Source organism: Alteromonas sp. 38 (assembly GCF_902506055.1).
Classification (GTDB): Bacteria; Pseudomonadota; Gammaproteobacteria; order Enterobacterales; family Alteromonadaceae; genus Alteromonas; species Alteromonas lipotrueae.
The window spans coordinates 3,700,935-3,719,114 of record NZ_LR733300.1 but is presented as its reverse complement, the minus strand read 5'-3'; the positions used below and the strand labels follow the sequence as shown (position 1 = coordinate 3,719,114).

The 18,180-nt window shown below is 43.9% G+C and carries 18 protein-coding genes; 9 read left to right on the top strand and 9 right to left on the bottom strand.

Translation table 11 applies throughout. From position 1 onward, the window contains the following. The first annotated feature begins 127 nt into the window (after positions 1-127). The 4 genes from FLAVO9R_RS16120 (at position 128) to minE (ending at position 3,653) form a co-directional block, all read left to right on the top strand. A complete protein-coding gene (locus FLAVO9R_RS16120; protein ID WP_159532958.1) occupies positions 128-1,519 on the top strand; it encodes a class II fumarate hydratase in 1,392 nt (463 codons plus the stop codon). A gap of 297 nt (positions 1,520-1,816) precedes the next feature. Continuing rightward, positions 1,817-2,560, top strand: a complete 744-nt coding sequence (gene minC / locus FLAVO9R_RS16115; protein ID WP_159532956.1) for a septum site-determining protein MinC — start codon at positions 1,817-1,819, stop codon at positions 2,558-2,560. A 29-nt stretch (positions 2,561-2,589) separates the two neighbouring features. Next, the gene (minD, locus tag FLAVO9R_RS16110) at positions 2,590-3,399 is read left to right on the top strand and encodes a septum site-determining protein MinD (protein WP_159532954.1); all 810 of its coding nucleotides are present in this window, start codon (positions 2,590-2,592) and stop codon (positions 3,397-3,399) included. Then, on the top strand, positions 3,399-3,653 hold the full coding sequence (minE, locus tag FLAVO9R_RS16105) for a cell division topological specificity factor MinE (protein ID WP_159532953.1): 255 nt from the start codon (positions 3,399-3,401) through the stop codon (positions 3,651-3,653). Before minD ends, minE begins: the two co-directional genes overlap by 1 nt. 114 nt (positions 3,654-3,767) lie before the next feature. Here minE and FLAVO9R_RS16100 read toward each other — a convergent pair whose 3' ends face one another. Next, positions 3,768-4,601: a polyphosphate kinase 2 family protein gene (locus FLAVO9R_RS16100; protein WP_159532951.1), complete on the bottom strand. Its 834-nt coding sequence runs from the start codon at positions 4,599-4,601 to the stop codon at positions 3,768-3,770. Between the two features lie 211 nt (positions 4,602-4,812). Between FLAVO9R_RS16100 and erpA the strand changes: the two genes are divergently transcribed. After that, entirely contained in the window at positions 4,813-5,157 is a 345-nt protein-coding gene (erpA, locus tag FLAVO9R_RS16095) for an iron-sulfur cluster insertion protein ErpA (protein ID WP_159534683.1), read from the top strand. Positions 5,158-5,281: 124 nt separating this feature from the next. After that, entirely contained in the window at positions 5,282-5,854 is a 573-nt protein-coding gene (locus tag FLAVO9R_RS16090) for a glutathione S-transferase family protein (protein ID WP_159532949.1), read from the top strand. Here the strand turns inward: FLAVO9R_RS16090 and FLAVO9R_RS16085 are convergent. Beyond that, positions 5,848-6,810: a D-2-hydroxyacid dehydrogenase gene (locus tag FLAVO9R_RS16085; RefSeq protein ID WP_159532947.1), complete on the bottom strand. Its 963-nt coding sequence runs from the start codon at positions 6,808-6,810 to the stop codon at positions 5,848-5,850. The genes FLAVO9R_RS16090 and FLAVO9R_RS16085 overlap by 7 nt on opposite strands. A 236-nt stretch (positions 6,811-7,046) precedes the next feature. Between FLAVO9R_RS16085 and FLAVO9R_RS16080 the strand changes: the two genes are divergently transcribed. Then, complete coding sequence (locus FLAVO9R_RS16080; protein WP_159532945.1) at positions 7,047-7,493, top strand: SRPBCC family protein; 447 nt, start codon at positions 7,047-7,049, stop codon at positions 7,491-7,493. 148 nt (positions 7,494-7,641) lie between these two features. Here FLAVO9R_RS16080 and FLAVO9R_RS16075 read toward each other — a convergent pair whose 3' ends face one another. Both FLAVO9R_RS16075 and FLAVO9R_RS16070 read right to left on the bottom strand, forming a co-directional pair. Next, complete coding sequence (locus FLAVO9R_RS16075) at positions 7,642-8,763, bottom strand: alkene reductase (protein ID WP_159532943.1); 1,122 nt, start codon at positions 8,761-8,763, stop codon at positions 7,642-7,644. 270 nt (positions 8,764-9,033) lie between these two features. Further along, positions 9,034-10,353, bottom strand: coding sequence for a carbohydrate porin (locus tag FLAVO9R_RS16070; protein WP_159532941.1), 1,320 nt, complete (start codon positions 10,351-10,353; stop codon positions 9,034-9,036). A gap of 489 nt (positions 10,354-10,842) precedes the next feature. Here FLAVO9R_RS16070 and fucP point away from each other — a divergent pair, with 489 nt between their 5' ends. Continuing rightward, complete coding sequence (gene fucP / locus FLAVO9R_RS16065; protein WP_159532939.1) at positions 10,843-12,174, top strand: L-fucose:H+ symporter permease; 1,332 nt, start codon at positions 10,843-10,845, stop codon at positions 12,172-12,174. Between the two features lie 135 nt (positions 12,175-12,309). Here the strand turns inward: fucP and FLAVO9R_RS16060 are convergent, their stop codons facing one another. After that, positions 12,310-13,464, bottom strand: coding sequence for an anhydro-N-acetylmuramic acid kinase (locus FLAVO9R_RS16060; protein WP_159532937.1), 1,155 nt, complete (start codon positions 13,462-13,464; stop codon positions 12,310-12,312). Positions 13,465-13,471: 7 nt separating this feature from the next. Next, positions 13,472-14,797 (bottom strand): peptidoglycan DD-metalloendopeptidase family protein, encoded by a 1,326-nt coding sequence (locus tag FLAVO9R_RS16055; RefSeq protein ID WP_159532935.1) that lies wholly within the window; start codon positions 14,795-14,797, stop codon positions 13,472-13,474. A gap of 455 nt (positions 14,798-15,252) precedes the next feature. Between FLAVO9R_RS16055 and tyrS the strand changes: the two genes are divergently transcribed. Then, on the top strand, positions 15,253-16,452 hold the full coding sequence (gene tyrS / locus FLAVO9R_RS16050; protein WP_159532933.1) for a tyrosine--tRNA ligase: 1,200 nt from the start codon (positions 15,253-15,255) through the stop codon (positions 16,450-16,452). Between the two features lie 193 nt (positions 16,453-16,645). Here tyrS and FLAVO9R_RS16045 read toward each other — a convergent pair whose 3' ends face one another. From FLAVO9R_RS16045 to FLAVO9R_RS16035, 3 genes are all read right to left on the bottom strand, one after another. Then, positions 16,646-17,227, bottom strand: a complete 582-nt coding sequence (locus FLAVO9R_RS16045) for a GNAT family N-acetyltransferase (protein WP_159532932.1) — start codon at positions 17,225-17,227, stop codon at positions 16,646-16,648. Next, a complete protein-coding gene (locus FLAVO9R_RS16040) occupies positions 17,205-17,609 on the bottom strand; it encodes a DUF2721 domain-containing protein (RefSeq protein WP_159532930.1) in 405 nt (134 codons plus the stop codon). The genes FLAVO9R_RS16045 and FLAVO9R_RS16040 overlap by 23 nt, the downstream gene beginning before the upstream one ends. 160 nt (positions 17,610-17,769) lie before the next feature. Beyond that, on the bottom strand, positions 17,770-18,174 hold the full coding sequence (locus FLAVO9R_RS16035; protein WP_013782825.1) for a rhodanese-like domain-containing protein: 405 nt from the start codon (positions 18,172-18,174) through the stop codon (positions 17,770-17,772). Positions 18,175-18,180: the final 6 nt, after the last annotated feature.

Below are 18,180 nucleotides of genomic sequence, written 5' to 3'. Positions count from 1 at the left end.
CATAGATACTGAACGATGTCTTGACGGATGCACTGTTGTTGAAAGGGATAAATAAGGATCCAAACCGTGCAGGGTGAAGTAGGCAAGAGTAGAGTAACGTTTATTTCATCAGATTAAGGGGACAGTAATGACAAATACCCGAACAGAAAGTGACAGCATGGGCGAGCTCGAAGTTCCTAGCGACGCGTTATATGGCGCACAGACACAACGCGCAATTAATAATTTTCCATTAAGCGGCGAACGAATGCCGCTTACTTTTATTCGCACCCTAGTGACAATTAAAAAAGCCGCTGCACTTGCGAACAAAAAACTCGAAACCCTTAATGCTGGAACTGCCGACGCTATACAGCAGGCCTGTGACACATTGCTTGATGAGCCCGAGTTACAGCAGCACTTCCCGGTAGATGTATTTCAAACAGGCTCAGGCACTAGCACCAATATGAATGCCAATGAGGTCATCGCTAACTTGGCGAATCAGCAACAAGGTAAACATGAAGGGGAAGCGGTCCACCCTAACGATCATGTCAACAACGGACAAAGCTCAAACGATGTTATTCCCACTACCATTCATGCAAGTGCCGCCATTGAGCTGACAGAATCGCTTATCCCGGCCATTACGAAGCTAATCGATATCATCGATACCAAAGCAAATTCAGTGTCTGATTATTGCAAAACCGGCCGCACACACTTAATGGATGCTATGCCAGTTAGGATGGATCAAAGTTTACGTGCTTGGTCTGCGCAGCTTAGTCAGCAACGTAAGACAATAAAGTCGCTTCAACCCTCCATTCAAACGTTAGCGCAGGGTGGAACGGCAGTAGGCACAGGAGTAAATGCACATCCTGACTTTGCTGAAACCTTTGCCAGTAAGCTATCTGACCTTACAGGTATAGCATTTACCCCTGCTGACAACTGCTTTGCATTAATTAGCTCGCAAGATACGGCGGTAACTTTATCAGGCGCGATAAAATCCCTCGCCGTTACCTTAATGAAAATTTCAAATGACTTACGCTGGATGAACTCAGGACCCCTTGCTGGTTTAGGTGAAGTATCGCTGCCGGCATTGCAACCAGGATCATCTATTATGCCCGGCAAAGTGAACCCCATAATACCCGAAGCGGTAGCGATGGCATCTGCACAGGTGATGGGAAACGATGCAGCCATAACGGTGGGCGGGCAGTCGGGCAATTTCGAGCTTAACGTTATGTTGCCTATGATTGCCGATAATTTGCTGTCGAGCATCAAGTTAATGTCGAATAGCTGTGTGCTTTTGGGCGAGCAGGCCATTAAAGGGTTTACGGTTAACCAAGAGAACCTTGAGAAAGCATTGGCGAAAAATCCTATTTTAGTGACTGCGCTTAACCCTATCATTGGTTATGCGAAAGCCGCAGAAATAGCGAAAAAAGCTTACAAAGATAAAATGCCCGTTATCGATGTTGCAGAAGCGATGACCGACTTGCCAAGGTCTGAGCTGGAATCGTTATTAGACCCTAAAAAACTGACTGAAACTCAGCGCTAAGGCATTTAGTAGGGCGGTTAACCGAGCTTTAATTTCCTGGTTGAAAGGCGCTATGAACAAAATAATGGTATGCAAAGCGTGGATCCCCACGCTTTTTTTACGGATTTTCAATGCAATTTTAGGTCGATACTAGATGCCTAGTGCAAAGGAATGTTAGATTGTGGTTGTTTTGTGAGCAGTTGTGCGCTTGTTAAGCGCTTGCCTATTGCCGATGAAGCGGAATTTGATAGAGTGCATACTCGCTTTAAGCCCTCATGGTTGGGCAGTTGAGCAATAAAAATTACTCAGGAATAATTAATGACAGATACATGCTTTCGCATGAAGGGCACTACACTAACCAGTATCGTGTTAGAAGTGATCGATTTTGATCCAGATACCTTTGAATCTCAGCTTGCTGAAAAGATAAATAGTGCACCCCAGTTTTTCACTCGATCATCGCTAATATTGCATTTAGTCAAATTACTGAGTGCTACCGAGTTCGAGTTGCTCGTTGCGCTTTGCCGACGCTTTAAGCTTCAACCTATGGCGGTACGCGGTGAAGTAGGGGCACTTAGAAGTGTCATCAACGATTTGGGCTTAGCAGATGTTAGCCAAAGTAAATTTACAGAAAGCTCGTTGAAAACAACAAAACCAGAAAGCACTGCGTTAAAAGAGCAGGCCGCGAATGAGCCAGCAGCATCCTCACCAGTGCCGACACCAGCAGCTGCCACTAAACCAGTAAAAGTCATTAGCCGCCCAGTACGCTCAGGGCAGCAAGTCTATGCTGAGGGTGGTGATTTGGTGATTACCGCTGCGGTGAGCGAAGGGGCAGAAGTATTAGCAGATGGAAATATTCATGTTTACGGCACACTTAGAGGCCGAGCTCTGGCGGGCGTAAAAGGTAACGTGCATGCCCGCGTTTTTTGTCAGTCGTTAGATGCAGAACTTATTTCAATTGCTGGGCAATTCATTATGCATGAAACCGTAAAAGCATCATGCTGGAAACAGCCCGCACAAATCTATTTAGAAGAGGACACGTTACACATTGAGCCTATCGCCTAAGTGTTAACGTATTCTACAAGGAATTAAAAATGGCAAAGATTATTGTAGTAACATCGGGTAAAGGTGGGGTTGGTAAAACGACTTCAAGTGCCGCTATCAGTACAGGTTTAGCCTTGGCGGGTCATAAAACCGTAGTCATCGATTTTGATGTGGGCTTACGTAACCTCGATTTGATCATGGGCTGTGAACGCCGCGTGGTTTACGACTTCGTGAACGTAATAAATAAAGAAGCCACGCTGAAACAAGCGCTAATTAAAGATAAGCGTACCGACAACTTGTTTATTCTGCCAGCATCACAAACACGTGATAAAGACGCGCTTACCATCGATGGGGTTCAAGCCGTACTTAATGAGTTGAAAGAAGATTTCGATTTTATTATCTGTGATTCACCAGCAGGTATAGAACAAGGCGCTCAAATGGCATTGTATTTTGCCGATGAAGCTATCGTTGTGACTAACCCAGAAGTCTCTTCGGTACGTGACTCAGATCGTATTTTAGGTATTTTGCAAAGTAAGTCTTTGCGCGCTGAACAAGGTAAGCCAGTAAAAGAACATTTATTGCTAACTCGCTATAACCCTTTGCGAGTAGAAAGTGCAGAAATGCTTAGCGTGGCTGATGTTGAAGAAATATTAGCGATACCATTATTGGGTGTTATTCCTGAATCGGAAGCCGTACTTAAGGCTTCTAACCAAGGTCAGCCAGTTATTCTAGACTTAGAGGCTAACGCAGGTCAGGCATATTCAGACGCTGTTCGCCGTTTATTAGGCGAAACCATTGAACATAGATTTCTAGAAGCAGAGAAGAAAGGGTTCTTTAAACGCCTGCTAGGAGGCAAGTAATGGGTATTTTCGATTACCTAAAGAAAAAGGAAAAGCCGCGCACTGCGGCCATGGCCAAAGAGCGGCTACAAATAATTGTTGCGCATGAAAGACGCAAACGTACCGAGCCAGATTATCTGCCAATGATGCAGCAAGAAATCATTCAGGTGATACGCAAATATGTGAGCATTGCAGATGACCAAGTATCGGTACAGTTGGAAAGCAGTGACGATTGCAGCGTGCTAGAGCTTAACGTGACCTTGCCTGAAAGCTAGAGTTAGGGCTAGGAATAGGTGGATTACACCGAATCAAAGCCTCCTATGGCCACAATTAGCCGTAAATAGTGCTACCCATGTCTTAGTCACAAGACATGGGTAAACTGCTATCTTTTATTCACTTTTCTCTAAAGTAATACCAAGTTGCTGCTTCGCTAAATGCACCACGGTAGAGTCGATTGGCGGTGGTTCTACAATTACGCCTTCACTCAGTGCCTCAACAATTGTTTTTAGTACGCTAATACGGGCAAACCATTTATGCTCGGCCTGTATCACATGCCAGGGTGCCATTTGAGTATCGGTTTTATCAAACATCTCTTCTATGGCGTTAATATAGCCCTCCCGTCGGCCACGATTTCGTATATCTTCTTCGGTTAGCTTCCAGCGTTTGTAAGGGTTATTTAAGCGCTCTTCAAAGCGTTCTAACTGCTCTGCTGCTGAAATATGCATAAAGAGTTTTACCATCGTCACGCCATCATCAATTAATAGCCGCTCAAACTCATTAATTTCTTGGTACGCTCTTTCCCATGCGGGCTTAGGTGTAAAACCTTCAATGCGCTCTACCATCACACGGCCGTAGTAAGAGCGATCAAAAATGGCAAGCCTACCCGGTGTAGGCAGTCGTGTTTGAAACCGATAAAGGTAGTGGCGACCTTGCTCTTCTGGCGTAGGTTTAGCGAACGGGTGAACGCGAAAACCGCGAGGATCGAGTTTTTCGGTCACTCTTCTAATTGCGCCGCCTTTTCCTGAAGCATCCCATCCTTCAAACACAATGATTGCGCGCCTGCCTTGGTGATAGTATGCCTGTTGAACATGTAGTAACTTTTTTTGCCAGCTTTTCAGTGCTTGTTTGTAATGTTCACGTCCATCAATAGCAGGAGCTTGTGCGCCTTCTGGCAGTCTAAGTCTACGGTTTTGAAGGGAAATAGAAGATACTGAATGCGCCATGTTAATCCCGTCGGTTTCTTTTTAGAGTATGCCTTACGGGCATGAGTGTCCATTTTGCCAATCATTTTCATGCTAAATGAAATGTCGCTAGCTATTGTTTCAGTTAGTTTCACCCCAATAGTTGATAGCGTTACTCAAGTATTAGATAATTGGGTTATCGATACGTGTACGTGAAGGCGTGCAAGTGCACATGGTTAATGAAGAGGTGAGTATGTCTGTAGAAATGGCGTTGCCAATTGAGTTCTCTGATGCAGCGGCGACAAAAGTAAAAGCGCTCATCACGGAAGAAGAAAACCCTGCGTTAAAACTGCGGGTTTATGTTACTGGAGGCGGTTGTTCTGGCTTTCAGTATGGTTTCACTTTTGATGAGAAGGTGAACGACGGCGATATGACAATTGATAAAGATGACGTTACCTTAGTGGTAGACCCTATGAGTTTACAATATTTAGTGGGCGGCATTGTTGACTATGTTGAAGGTTTAGAAGGCTCACGCTTTTTAGTGCAAAACCCAAATGCAACCACTACCTGTGGATGCGGCGCTAGCTTCAGCGTTTAAATGATTATCGGGCGTACACCGCATCTTGGTGTATGCTTGTCTCGCCTTTACGGTCTTGTGCTTTTCTCCTCGTTGATTTTATGGCTAAACTGAGTGTGTAAGTAAATTCACTCAGGTTGAAGCTATGAAACTGTATGGTTCGGTAACATCACCATTTGTACGTCGAATTCGCGTAGTACTTTCTAATACGCCCCATGAATTCCTCGATTTACAAATATTCTCTGGGGAAGACAGAGAGCTACTTGCATCGCGAAACCCCACTTTAAAAGTGCCTTGCCTAGAAGACGACGGGCAATTAATTTTCGATTCTAGAGTAATTTACAGCTATTTGGCGAGTAAACTCGACCATGACTCCTTATCTTGGGAGGAAGAAAATCTGCTTACTCTGATAGATGCTGCTAACGATTCATTCGTGCAATTGATGCTATTAAAGCGCTCTGATATCGATATCAATCAAGACAATCTCGTCATTCGTTTGCAAAAAGAGCGTATCGAATCGGTTTTTTCAACACTGTCTAAGCAGCTGGAAGCGGGTGGCTTTAGTGGCTGGACGTATCCTGAAATATGTCTGTACTCAATGGTAGATTGGGTGCTATTCAGAGAATTGCACAGCTTTAAAGACTATCCTTTGTTGCTGGAATTCCATGAAAAGCATCGTGACCGTATAGAGCTAACCGCTACCGACCCACGTCAGTAGCCTTTATTGAAATTAAATTGATAATAAAGCGGTTCGTTAGCCATGTAACGTATTGCATTCGTTATAAATACGCCCGCAACATCCTCAGGTGATGATACAGCCGCAGTATGTGCAGTAACCACCACCTTGGGGTGGGTCCAAAATGGGTGTTCCTTTGGTAGTGGTTCTTGTGTGAATACGTCAAGGACTGCTGCTTGTAGTGTGCCGTTATTCAGTGCGTTTAAAAGCGCGTCATTTATAACGGCACTTCCACGTCCTGCGTTGATAAACACGCTATGAGGCTTTAGTGCGCCAAAGAAAGCCTGGTTTAATACACCTGTAGTTGCGGGGGTATCTGGCATCAAGTTCACCACATGGTCGGCCTCTTGTGCAAACTTGAGTAGATCAGTTGCTGAATAGACGTCATCGAAACCGCCTACCGCTTGACCACTTCTCGATAAGCCTATTACCTTCATTTCAAAACTTTTTGCCACAGGAATAAGTGCTTTAGCTATTGAGCCAGCGCCTAAAATACCAAGGGTTTTGCCCGTAAGGGGCGCTCGGGGGCTTTCTTCCCAAATTGGGGGCTGATGATTCTGGTTATGCGCGAATGCGGGAATATTGCGTGCGTATTGCAAGAGATAGGCAAACACATATTCGCGCATTAGGTTTCCAAACACGCCTTTTACGCCAGTGAGTATATAATCGCTTTTGTCCAAGTTAATAAGCGGTGCATTGCCAGCCCACGTTGATTGGCACCACTTCAAGCCAGTGCACTGGTCGATAACCTTAGCCGCCAAATTAGGATCGGCAAGTAATACCTCAACCTCGTCTGGGTTAATTTGTTCAGAAGTGGTAACGGCTTGGCAGATATTCAAAGCATGAGGCTCAGGCCATGCATTTGCTATTTCTTCTGCTAATGCGCTGGCATCTTTGCTGAGTATAGAAACGTTGAGTGTAGGCGATTGAATTGACATAAATGAGCCTTAGTAAAATTTTATTGGTGGCCTTTACAATTAGCCGAATACATAGCGTAAATAGTTTACGCAGAATAGATACTGCTAGTTAGGATACCCTAAGATAATCATTCACATAAGGCAACGCTATCGGTCAAACTAAAGAAAATGTTGAACATAGCCGATAACAGCCTAGAATCCTTTTCTGCTAGCGCCTAAACTTACCAAGGCTCTAGTTTTTTTACAGGCGACTTAACATGTTTCAATTTACCCTGAATGTATCCCTTCATGCGCCCATCTCCTTTTTGTTTGCTGCGTTTCATGAACCTGAATATTTATCTGAATGGTTTGCTCCGGGTAATTGCACGGTATCGCAAATTATGAGTAGCTTTAAAGAGGGCGGAAGATACCGTATAAAAATGATTGAACCCAACGGCGTTGAAATAGCGCTAACGGGTGAATATGTGACTATCTTAGCAAACGAGAAGCTTGTGTTCTCTTGGGCGTGGGAAGATGGCGTAGAAGAAACCGTCATGAGCTCAGTGGATATTTCTTTTGAAGAAACTAGCGAAGGGGAAGTGGCGTTAATGCTAATTCATAGTGGTTTCAGCAACCAACAAGAATGCGATCAACATCAATATGCGTGGATGTCTTGCCTAGAAAAGCTTGCGGTATTAGCTGATAAACAAGTGGCGTTTAACTAAAGCTGCGATGCTAGCGAAATATTAATAGCGCAGTGTTGCTAAAGATATAAAAAAAGCAGTCATAAAATGACTGCTTTTTTATTAACTTACTGCAACATTTTTGCACCTGCAGTTAAATCAACCTTACTTACTAGGTTAACCTTATTTGTTAGGTTAAGGACGCCATGGCTGCTTTTCCGCTTTCTTCACGGTAGGTATTGTAATCGGTATAACCTTCTTCGCCGCCGCCATACCACGTTGAGGGGTCATCAAACGCTGCCAGTGGGTAGTTGTTTTTGAACCGTGTCGGTAAATCTGGGTTGGTGATCCAAGGGCGCCCTAATGCAATCATGTCGGCATCACCGTCGCTAATACGTTTCTCTGCCTCCTTCTGGGTATAACCACAGTTTCCCATTAACATACCGTCAAACAATGCGCGAAACTCTGCAAGCGTCATAGGCTCACCGCGTTCATGGAAACCAAACGCTAGGCCATCCATCACATGTAAATAGCCAAGGTTAAGCTTATTAAGTGCTTGGGCGACATAAGTAAACGTATCGCGAAAATCATCTGCACCCATGTCATTAAATACGCCATTAGGCGATAAACGCACACCAACTTGCTCTGAAGGCCAAATCTCTAGTACGGCGTCCATCACCTCACTAAGGAAGCGGTATCGATTATCTACGCTGCCGCCATATTCATCACTACGTTGATTGCTGCGACTGTCTAAAAACTGATTTAGCAGGTAACCGTTAGCGGCATGCACTTCTATACCATCAAAACCTGCAGCTTTCGCATTTACAGCCGCATGTTTAAAATCAGCAACTGTTCTACGAATGTCATCTTGTGTCATTGCTCTTGGCACTTCGTAAGGCTTTTTACCTTTTGGCGTGTGAATTTCATCGCCTTCAATGGCAATAGCAGACGCAGAAAAAGGCAAGTCGCCGTTATGGAAGTCACTATGAGACGCACGACCGGTATGCCATAACTGGAGGATAATTTTGCCGCCAGCTTCATGCACTCTTTCATTAATAGAGCACCATCCTTCCACCATTTCATCGGTGTAAATTCCGGGCGTGTCTACCCAGCCAATACCTTCTTCTGATATGGCCGTCGCTTCGGTGATAATAAGGCCTGCATCGGCGCGCTGTGCGTATTGATCACCCATGATTTTGTTAGGTATGCGGTCGCTACCTGCACGGCCACGTGTCATAGGTGCTAATACCATGCGGTTTTGTAGCGTATTGCCTGCCCATTCTAGAGGCTTAAACAGAGATAACTCTGACATTTGTTGTTCCTTTTAAAACGGTGTGTAAGTGATTACAGAAATGGACGCGACTTGGATTGATTCAAGGTGAAAGGATATGCCGTTCGGTACTAATAAATAGCAAAAAGAGTGTAAGAGGCGAGGGTAAATCCTGCGAAGTTGGCAATGCTGACGCTACTAGCACTATAAGAATTGAGATTTTAACCAATGAAAACGTGCTTTAGCTAAAAAGAAAAAGGGCCGTCATAATGACGACCCTGACGGTGAAAATGAAAGGGGAGTTTATGTTAACTAGTGCAGTATCAGACCTGCTAGGTTAACGTCAAACCGTACGCCCACTACCCATACATCATCTAACGATTGAAGCCGGTCACGTTCGCTAAACTGGTCTGGATTAATAATATAATGCACGTTAGGCTGAATCCGAATATTGTCGTTAATATGGACGCCGTAGCTTAACTCCATCATGGTTTGGCTGTTTGCAGGGCGGCCTGAACCGCCATTTGCTTCGCGCAATACGCGTTGGTCTTCAATGGCATCCTCACTATAAAATTGTTGAGTGACGACAAAGCCTATGGTGTCTTCGTCTCTTCCTACGAAGGTACCGCGTTTAACAAAGCCCGCTTTAATATACTCATCTTCTATAAGCTCACCTGATGTGCCTGTTAACACCGCACCAAAAATTGTAACGCTGCGTTTAGAATGTAGATCTGGACGTAAAATGGTTTGCTCGAATCGGGCGAAAATACCAGAGCGCCCATTTTGGGTCGCATAGTCGTTACCGGTGACAGCAGCAAAATCACCATTCTCATCTTTAGCTGGGTCTGTGTAGTCCGCACCATCATACCAACCGCCAATTTCATAGCGTCTTGGGTAGTCGTCATTTTCCCAGGTAGTTTGATAGCCCAATGTCACAGGTACGACTACGCCAGTTGATTCATCCGTTGACCAATCAAAACCATGATCACTTAAGTCTTGGTGAGGTGTGTTCTCTTCATACACACCAGTGTGAAAATAGATTTCAGGCGATAGCCAGAATTTTGCGTGACCTCCCCAACTTGAAACAGGCCACCATGTAAAGTTACTGGTTTTAAAAACAAATGTGGGGTTTCCGCAAGCGGAATTCGTTTGAAAATATTGACATAGCTCTGAACCAAGAAAGCTGATGTTTGCCACGGTTCTGCCGACTTCTATTTGTAGCTGGTCGTCAAAAAAGTTTTTCTCTACGGTAAACCTAGCTAAACGGGAATTTTGGCCGCCATAGATTTCCTGAACAGAGGTACTACTTCCAATATGCGTAGCCGCTAAGTTTTGTCCGTGACGATTAGTGAATGCCACATGGACTTTAGTATTTTCCCAACCTGCAAATTTTTCTAAGTCTATTTCTGCGCCTAAAAATAATTGACCAGCATAAGCACTCCCTTCACGCTTACCGCCATCAACGTTAGCAGCGGCTTCCCCCGTGTAACTTGCCTGCCACTCTATATATTCCGATGTATCTTGCGCAGAAAAGGTAGGGTAAGAAATACTGACTAACAGATAGCAGAAAGTAAGTGTAAGTGACTTTAAAGTCAGAGTTTTTTGCTTTAACCAACGAAAAGTATGCTTCATATCTTACCCTTAGTGTTAATTGAACGTGCTTATAATTTGCACTTGTTTTTGTGCTCATCACGATGCTTCCATTCGTTTCTTATGCCTAGGGATAAGTGAATTGAAGTCACATCGTGTTAACAGCTTGCGTATGGGAAATGCAATCTAATGCAGTCAAACTAATAAATCAACCTTGTTTATTTATTTTTATTTTACAAAGGTGTTAACAGATGGGGTGGCGCGATATAGGATTTTTTTAGAGGGAGATGGCCTCTTTTTAGACTTTTGTAGTGCCTTTTTTTAAGTTTAAGCTGGTTTAAGCCTTGTTTAATATAAAGAATTCATGAAATTTGGAGTGGAGTGAATAGTTGAAGCAATAGCGCTCATGTTAACGTGGTGTGGTATTTTTAGTCGCGCCACCAATTAAATAAGTCTTGTTGATTTATTGACATGGACATTTTTTGTTGGTTAAATTGCTCAACAAATTGTTTACAAGATGAGGTTGGGGTGATGCAAACTAAAGCGCCTATAGTTTCCAGAGATACGCTATTGCCGTTTATTCTATTGACGGTGTGTTTTGCTGCATGGGGCGTTGCCGCCAACATGACGGATCCGCTAGTGAAAGTCTTTAGTAAAATATTTACTATGTCGTCACTACAATCGGCCTTAGTTCAGTTCGCTTACTACGGTGCTTATTTCTGTTTAGCGATACCCGCAGCCTTTATTAATAAACGATACTCTTATAAAACGGGTGTGCTTGTAGGGCTAGGATGTGCTGCAGCCGGTGCCTTTCTATTTTACCCAGCAAGTCAGACAATGACTTATGGCTTTTTCCTGTTGGCCTTGTTTGTGATGGCCGGTGGATTGTCTATTCTGGAAACGTCCGCTAACCCTTATGTCATGGCGATGGGCAACGAGCAAAGCGCCACCAGAAGATTAAACCTAGCACAGGCATTCAACCCTGTAGGGACAAACTTTGGAGTATTCTTAGCCGCTACGCTCATACTACCTAATTTGAATCAGGCTTCAGCTGAAGAGCGAAGTGCTATGTCTATGACTGAGCTAAAATCTGTTATAGGTGCTGAATTGGATGCGGTGATGATCCCTTATGTTGCTATGGCGTGTGTACTTCTTGTGGTTTGGGTTGCTGTAGCTTTGATTAAAACCCCTGTGGATGAAGCCACTGAGTCTAAAGCTGATGATATCGACATTGCAGCATCATTGAAGCGCCTAGTGGCGAACAAGCATTATCGTTTTGGTGTTATGGCTCAGTTCTTCAACGTGGGCGCGCAAACTTGTGTATGGACTTTTACTATCCAATACGTCATGAAAGCGGTTGGGGGTAATGAGGTGCAAGGCGGCGATGTACTTCAATACAGCATGATAGTGTTTCTTATTTCACGTTTTGTGATGACGTGGGTAATGCAGTACCTCTACCCAGCACGACTGCTTATGGTGATGTCGCTGGTGGCAGTAGGTTTATGTATTGTTATGACACAAGCGCCAAATATAATCGGTGTGGTGGCACTTGTTTCAATATCTGCATGTTTATCGCTAATGTTTCCTACTATCTACGGCATCGCGTTAGAAGGGCTAGGGAAAGATACTAAACTTGGCGCAGCCGGCTTGGTAATGGCTATTTTAGGTGGCGCAATTATGCCACTCTTCCAAGCTGCAATTATCGACTCAGCAGGTATCGTCATTTCTTATATTGTTCCTGCAGTATGCTTTATGTTTGTGGCTGGCTATGGACTGTTTGACATTAAAGCAGTTAAAAGTCCTCAGAAAGTATCGATTGACGATTTGAAGACCAATAATTTGAAGGCAAACATGGCGAAGTAATACTTACTTTGCTGTAGTGATGCTCATCATGATTTTAAAAAATGTCAGCCTTTGCTGGCATTTTTTATAGAAAAAGTAATCGTTATGTGTGAAATGAAAACGGGTGGTTGACTAAAGGTTTCGTTAAACGTTGACTTAGCGTGAAGGGCAAAAAACACCCAATACCGCCTCTCGCGAAGCACCGGTAACAGCGGGGACGTTGCCTGGAATATTATTTCGATGTGCAAAAGCGAGCCACGCGAATGCGGCCCCTTCAACGTGTTGGGGGTGAATATTGATACTGTGGCTGTCACTCACTTGATAGCTTGGCAGTAAGTTGGCTATGCGATGCATCAGCACAGGGTTAAAGGCACCGCCCCCACAAACGATGACTTGTGCGCCTTTGGGCATTTTTTGCCTGTTAATTTCATCAGCAATACTCGTTGCTGTTAGTGCTAATAGCGTCGCTTGCACATCTTGAGGGGCGAGTGTGCTGGCTTGTGAACGTGCGAGCGCATCAAGGTAAGACGTTAACCATGCTAAATTGAAATACTCTCTGCCGGTACTTTTAGGCGCAGTTTGATGAAAATAGCTATCTGCTAGCAGTCCAGTTAATAAGTCATTGCTTACTACACCCGTATTCGCCCATTGGCCTTTGTCATCATAGGGCTGGTTTAAATGCTGTTTAATCCACCCATCCATTAGGGTATTGCCTGGGCCAGTATCATAGCCAAGAGGGGCAATAGCATCTCGTTTTGCTGCTAATACTGAAATGTTCGCAATACCGCCAATGTTAACCAACACTCTGGGGTTGGTGTCATGAGCGAAGATAGCATTATGGTAGGCTGGAACTAAGGGCGCACCTTGGCCGCCAAGAGCAATATCTTTACGCCTAAAATCAGCAATAACATCAATACCTGCTAACACGGCAAGAGTATTAGGGTCGCCAATCTGACATGTAAAACCTTTTTGCTCAATGTCGTAGGGAAGTTCAATTCCCTGCGGAAAGTGCCTTATGGTTTGCCCGTGTGAGCCAATTGCGGTGATATCGCTTGATGAAAGCTGAGTCTCTGATAGCAACACGCTTACGGCTTGTGCAAAGCTTTCTGCTACCAACCTATCGGCGGTTGCCATCGCATTGAGCTCGTTAGTAGAGGGGGTGCAAAGTGAATGAAGTAAAGAAAGTAGATTAGCAGGGTAGGAAATGGATACGGCATGTAAGGTTTGGCACTTATCTGCAGTGATATCGCAAAGGACGGCGTCAACGCCGTCCATGCTAGTCCCTGACATAAGGCCAATATACTTTGCCATAAGTCGGCTATTTCATTGCAAGCATAATGCGTTTGTTGTTATTAAGCTGCTGCTGACGTACATGAGCAATTTCCATGAATGCTTCACGCTCTTCAGCGGCAATAGGTAATGCTTTTGGCAGTGATACGGTACGAGGGTTACGGTGTACACCGTCTACCAAAAATTCGTAGTGAACATGCGGGCCAGATGCCAAGCCAGTGCTACCTAAGTAACCAATGGTTTGACCCTGTTTAACCGTGTCGCCTACTTTTACTGCTCGCTTTTTAAAGTGCAGATACTTAGTAGTATATTTTTCACCGTGTTGAACAAAAACATGGTGACCATTGTATTTATCGTACGCTGACTTAATTACTTTACCATCACCCGCGGCCATAACTGGCGTTCCAACCGCGGCAACGTAGTCGGTACCACGGTGTGCTTTCCAGCGTTTTTGGACAGGATGGAAACGTGCTTTCGAGAAGTTAGAGCTCACGTACCTAAAGTTAATTGGCGCACGTAAGAAGCTCTTACGCATGCTTCGGCCTTCAGGTGTGTAGTAAGTACCATCTTCATGCAAGATAGCGCTAAAGTCTTCACCTTGGTTAGTAAATTCTGCCGCAACTATGTCGCCATAGCCCACAAACTCACCATCGATGTATTGTTCTTCAAACACCACATTGAAGGTATCGCCTGAACGAATCTCCATCGCGAAATCAATATCCCAGCCAAAAATGCCCGCAAGGTTCATAATCTGATTACTGGTTAATCCTGCTGTTACCGCAGCATTCCAAAAGCTTGAATGAATCTCGCCTTGGGCAAAATTATAGCGAATATCAACGTCACGCTTTTCAAGATCGGCCGTTAAGCTATTATCTTCGCTGGTGGGGTCGGGGCGAATGAATAAGGTTTCGGTAGAAGAAAGCTTATATTTAAGCTCGCCAAATGTACCATCGTTGTTAATTTTAAACGAAAGCTCAGCACCAGGTAATAACGTGACCAGTGTTTTAGCAAGGTCACCGGCTTGAGTAACATTGTAAACATCACGAGAGGTAAAACCCGCACGCTTAAAGAGCTTTGCAAGGGTATCGCCGCTTCGTACTTTATAAGTTTGCCAGGTCGACTCTTCTTCAATCGAAAACACGTCGGTGGACGGCATAATGTTCAAATCAAGAGGGTACCGAATACCGGTATCAAGTACCAAAGCGTCTTGATGACGACTCGCCTCTACTGTGACTGACGGCAATAGAATAAGCCCACCTAAAAACATACTAGCAATAGCTAATCCTGTTCGGTGTTGCTTTGGTAATTGTTTAAATATGTTTAGCGCCTTTAGGGCGTCTAGTTTGATTCTCATAATACTACCTACTTGAGAATTTTATGTGCAATGTACTTGTCACATAAGTTGCTTAAAAATGCAACTTTTCTCATTGTTTTTTAGCGCAAAAGTTAATTATTGAACGCAATGGCAGTCGAACCCTGACTTACTAAGTTAGACTGAACAGGCCGAGAGCGATAACTCGCTTTTGCGCCCGCGGGGAAGAAGCTTCCACAAACACGCTGTAAACCCATCCATGGGAGCTCCGCCACCGCATCCATGCGGTGGAGGGTTTGTTACAGCTTCTTCCCCACAGACACAAGCGAGTTATCACTCATCACTGAGGCTACTTTCAGCCCTCAACCATTGCGTTCAATAACGAACGTGACGACAAGTCATCCGCTTTTTGACGCAGAAGCCTTTTAATGGTTCCAATGTCCGCGTAAAATGCCGCTCAAAATAGATTCTACAACATCAAGAGTGTGAAATAACCGATGAAAGACTGGCAAACAGCGCTAGCTGAAATTAAACGGGGAACGGATGAAATACTCCCCGAAGAGGATTTAATTGAGAAATTAAAATCCGGCAAAACCCTAACCATAAAAGCGGGTTTTGATCCTACTGCGCCTGATCTTCATCTTGGTCACACTGTTTTGATCAATAAACTGCGAACCTTTCAGCAGTTAGGCCATACCGTTGTTTTTCTTATTGGGGATTTTACTGGCCTGATTGGCGATCCTACAGGGAAAAATGTGACACGCAAGCCCTTAAGTAAAGAACAGGTATTAGAAAATGCGCAAACGTATCAAGAACAAGTGTTCAAAATTCTTGATCCTGAACTGACTCAAATTCGCTTTAACTCAGAGTGGATGGATCAGTTAGGCGCTGCAGGCATGATTAAACTAGCCGCCAGCCAAACCGTTGCACGTATGCTTGAGCGTGATGACTTTAAAAAGCGTTACAACAATGGTCAGCCTATTGCGATACACGAATTTTTGTACCCGTTAGTACAAGGGTGGGATTCAGTTGCGCTTAAATCTGATGTTGAGTTAGGTGGTACCGACCAACGCTTTAACTTGCTAATGGGCCGCGAGCTTCAAAAAGAGCAAGGTATTAAGCCACAGTCTATTGTGATGGTGCCGTTGCTTGAAGGCTTAGATGGCGTTCAAAAAATGTCTAAGTCATTAAACAACTATATCGGTATTACTGATGCACCAAACGAGATGTTTGGTAAAGTGATGTCGATTTCAGATGACTTGATGTGGCGTTATTACGACCTACTAAGCTTCCGCCCGCTTGAAGAAATTGCTGAACTTAAGCAACGCGTTGAAAACGGTGAAAACCCGCGTGATATTAAAATATTGCTAGCAAAAGAAATCATCGCTCGTTTCCACGACGATGCCGCAGCAGAAGGTGCACATCAAGACTTCATTCAGCGCTTCCAGAAAAATGCGATTCCTGATGAAATGCCAGAGTTTGAAATTGCACTTGGCGATGACGGCATTGCTATTGGTAACTTATTAAAAGAAACCAAGTTAGTGGGTTCAACGTCTGACGCTATGCGTATGATTAAGCAAGGCGCTGTGAAAATTAATGGCGATAAAGTAGAAGATACTCGTCTTGTACTTACCGAAGCTGGCGAAAATGTCTATCAAGTGGGTAAACGTAAATTCGCGAGAATTACGTTAGCTTAGTTTGACATTAGCTATTAGATGCTAAAAAAATACAAAAAAGCCCCGATTTATCGGGGCTTTTTAATGTCTGTATTTTTTGCTTGGGATGCTATCTGTATTACTTTCTGTTTCGTCAGTCGCTAATTAATTTGCGGCTTTTAAGCGTGAAAACAGTGCTACCCAATAATCATTAAATTGTGTACTTATTTCGGCTTTAAGAAAACCGTAATATCATTTCTGCGCCTTCACATTCGCAGGTTTCAGGGCACACAGGGCAATCGTAACCTTCATGTATAGACTCATAGCGCCATTTGTTCGGGTGCTTCTTAATAAGTTCGCCGCCGTTTTTAGTAAAGTATTTAAACGCACTATTACCCGGGCTTGAAAGCCAAATATGAGCAAGTCCTGCTTCAGCGCCTTGCGCTTTGGCCGCGCTCACCGACTTGGCTAATAAGGTACTTCCAATACCGGCCCCTTGCATAGCGGGCGATACCGTATTGCATTTGAAATAGCATACTTTGTCGGCTTCTATCGGCCATAGTTCTGGGCTGCACCATTTATCACACTGCCACTGTGAATGAGCGTAGGTAATACGAAAGCCCACAATGTCGTCCCCACAATAGCTCACTAAGCTAGCATTAATATTGTTGTGCCAGCTTTTGTCATACATGGCTTTTAACGTGTCAGGCATCAGGTAATTTTCACCCTGAACCTCATTGCCTAAGCGTATAACATCATCAAAATGTTCGGGTGCTAAAGGTAGGTACGTAACGCTATTTAGATTTGGAAGTGTCATGTTGCTCTTTCATACCATCAAGGTGAAAATCTAATGCTTCTACGGAAATAAGTATTTCTTTTACCGACATCCAAAGTGAATACAGAAGAGACACTAAGCTCAATGCAAATATCCAATTACCCACTTGTTGATAAGTAAGGTAAATCGCCAGCATAGATACGACACACAAAAAGAAGCTGCCAACTCCCGCAATTTGCATACGCTTAATAAGCTGAATACGAAGCCTCAAATTCTTGATTTGGGCCAGGGTATTGTCGTCACGCTCTTCTTTTGAAAAGTTACGAATAAGCGTAGCAAGGGTTAAAAAACGGTTTGTATAAGCCAGTAACAGCAATGAAATTGCTGGAAAAAGCATAGCGGGTGTTGCGAGGTCTATTTTCATGAATTGTCTGTCACCTTAGTGAATGCGTGTCAGTGTATCAAAAACGTAGGGTTATTGTCGTGTGATAGTGGAGAGTGCTGTAGGGGAGAGTTTGGCTGGCAGTTAAAAGCGAAACGCAGCTGCAAATAGCTATATTTGCAGAGGCTATAATTACGGAAAGTTACATTCTGTCGATTGGCATTTGAGAGGCATTCCAGCCTAGCATGTCACCTTCTAAATGCATGACTTCAGAAAAGTCTAAGTCTTTTAGAAACTTCATAGCAAGTTTAGCCTGAGTACCAGATTGACAATAAATAATAATAGGCTTGTCTTTATGGCCTTCTAGCTCGGTAAGATAATCGTTAATATTTTCATGAGGCATATTGATGGCGCCTGGAATGTGTCCATCAGCAAAGTCGCTTGGAGAACGCACGTCGATAAGCATCCAGTCATTGTTTTTAACCCGCTCAATAAGGTACGGGGAAGCCGCAACCGATACTTGAGAGGTTGCTTTCGCTGTGCATTGCATTGACACAAATAACGTGACTGCAACAACGACGAGAAACAAGACTAAAACGATTCGCATGAATAA

Excerpts from the sequence above, each read along its gene's own strand:
- FLAVO9R_RS16120 (WP_159532958.1), top strand. The coding sequence starts at position 128 with ATGACAAATACCCGAACAGAAAGTGACAGCATGGGCGAGCTCGAAGTT.
- minC (WP_159532956.1), top strand. The coding sequence starts at position 1,817 with ATGACAGATACATGCTTTCGCATGAAGGGCACTACACTAACCAGTATC.
- minD (WP_159532954.1), top strand. The coding sequence starts at position 2,590 with ATGGCAAAGATTATTGTAGTAACATCGGGTAAAGGTGGGGTTGGTAAA.
- minE (WP_159532953.1), top strand. The coding sequence starts at position 3,399 with ATGGGTATTTTCGATTACCTAAAGAAAAAGGAAAAGCCGCGCACTGCG.
- FLAVO9R_RS16100 (WP_159532951.1), bottom strand. The coding sequence starts at position 4,601 with ATGGCGCATTCAGTATCTTCTATTTCCCTTCAAAACCGTAGACTTAGA.
- erpA (WP_159534683.1), top strand. The coding sequence starts at position 4,813 with ATGTCTGTAGAAATGGCGTTGCCAATTGAGTTCTCTGATGCAGCGGCG.
- FLAVO9R_RS16090 (WP_159532949.1), top strand. The coding sequence starts at position 5,282 with ATGAAACTGTATGGTTCGGTAACATCACCATTTGTACGTCGAATTCGC.
- FLAVO9R_RS16085 (WP_159532947.1), bottom strand. The coding sequence starts at position 6,810 with ATGTCAATTCAATCGCCTACACTCAACGTTTCTATACTCAGCAAAGAT.
- FLAVO9R_RS16080 (WP_159532945.1), top strand. The coding sequence starts at position 7,047 with ATGTTTCAATTTACCCTGAATGTATCCCTTCATGCGCCCATCTCCTTT.
- FLAVO9R_RS16075 (WP_159532943.1), bottom strand. The coding sequence starts at position 8,763 with ATGTCAGAGTTATCTCTGTTTAAGCCTCTAGAATGGGCAGGCAATACG.
- FLAVO9R_RS16070 (WP_159532941.1), bottom strand. The coding sequence starts at position 10,353 with ATGAAGCATACTTTTCGTTGGTTAAAGCAAAAAACTCTGACTTTAAAG.
- fucP (WP_159532939.1), top strand. The coding sequence starts at position 10,843 with ATGCAAACTAAAGCGCCTATAGTTTCCAGAGATACGCTATTGCCGTTT.
- FLAVO9R_RS16060 (WP_159532937.1), bottom strand. The coding sequence starts at position 13,464 with ATGGCAAAGTATATTGGCCTTATGTCAGGGACTAGCATGGACGGCGTT.
- FLAVO9R_RS16055 (WP_159532935.1), bottom strand. The coding sequence starts at position 14,797 with ATGAGAATCAAACTAGACGCCCTAAAGGCGCTAAACATATTTAAACAA.
- tyrS (WP_159532933.1), top strand. The coding sequence starts at position 15,253 with ATGAAAGACTGGCAAACAGCGCTAGCTGAAATTAAACGGGGAACGGAT.
- FLAVO9R_RS16045 (WP_159532932.1), bottom strand. The coding sequence starts at position 17,227 with ATGACACTTCCAAATCTAAATAGCGTTACGTACCTACCTTTAGCACCC.
- FLAVO9R_RS16040 (WP_159532930.1), bottom strand. The coding sequence starts at position 17,609 with ATGAAAATAGACCTCGCAACACCCGCTATGCTTTTTCCAGCAATTTCA.
- FLAVO9R_RS16035 (WP_013782825.1), bottom strand. The coding sequence starts at position 18,174 with ATGCGAATCGTTTTAGTCTTGTTTCTCGTCGTTGTTGCAGTCACGTTA.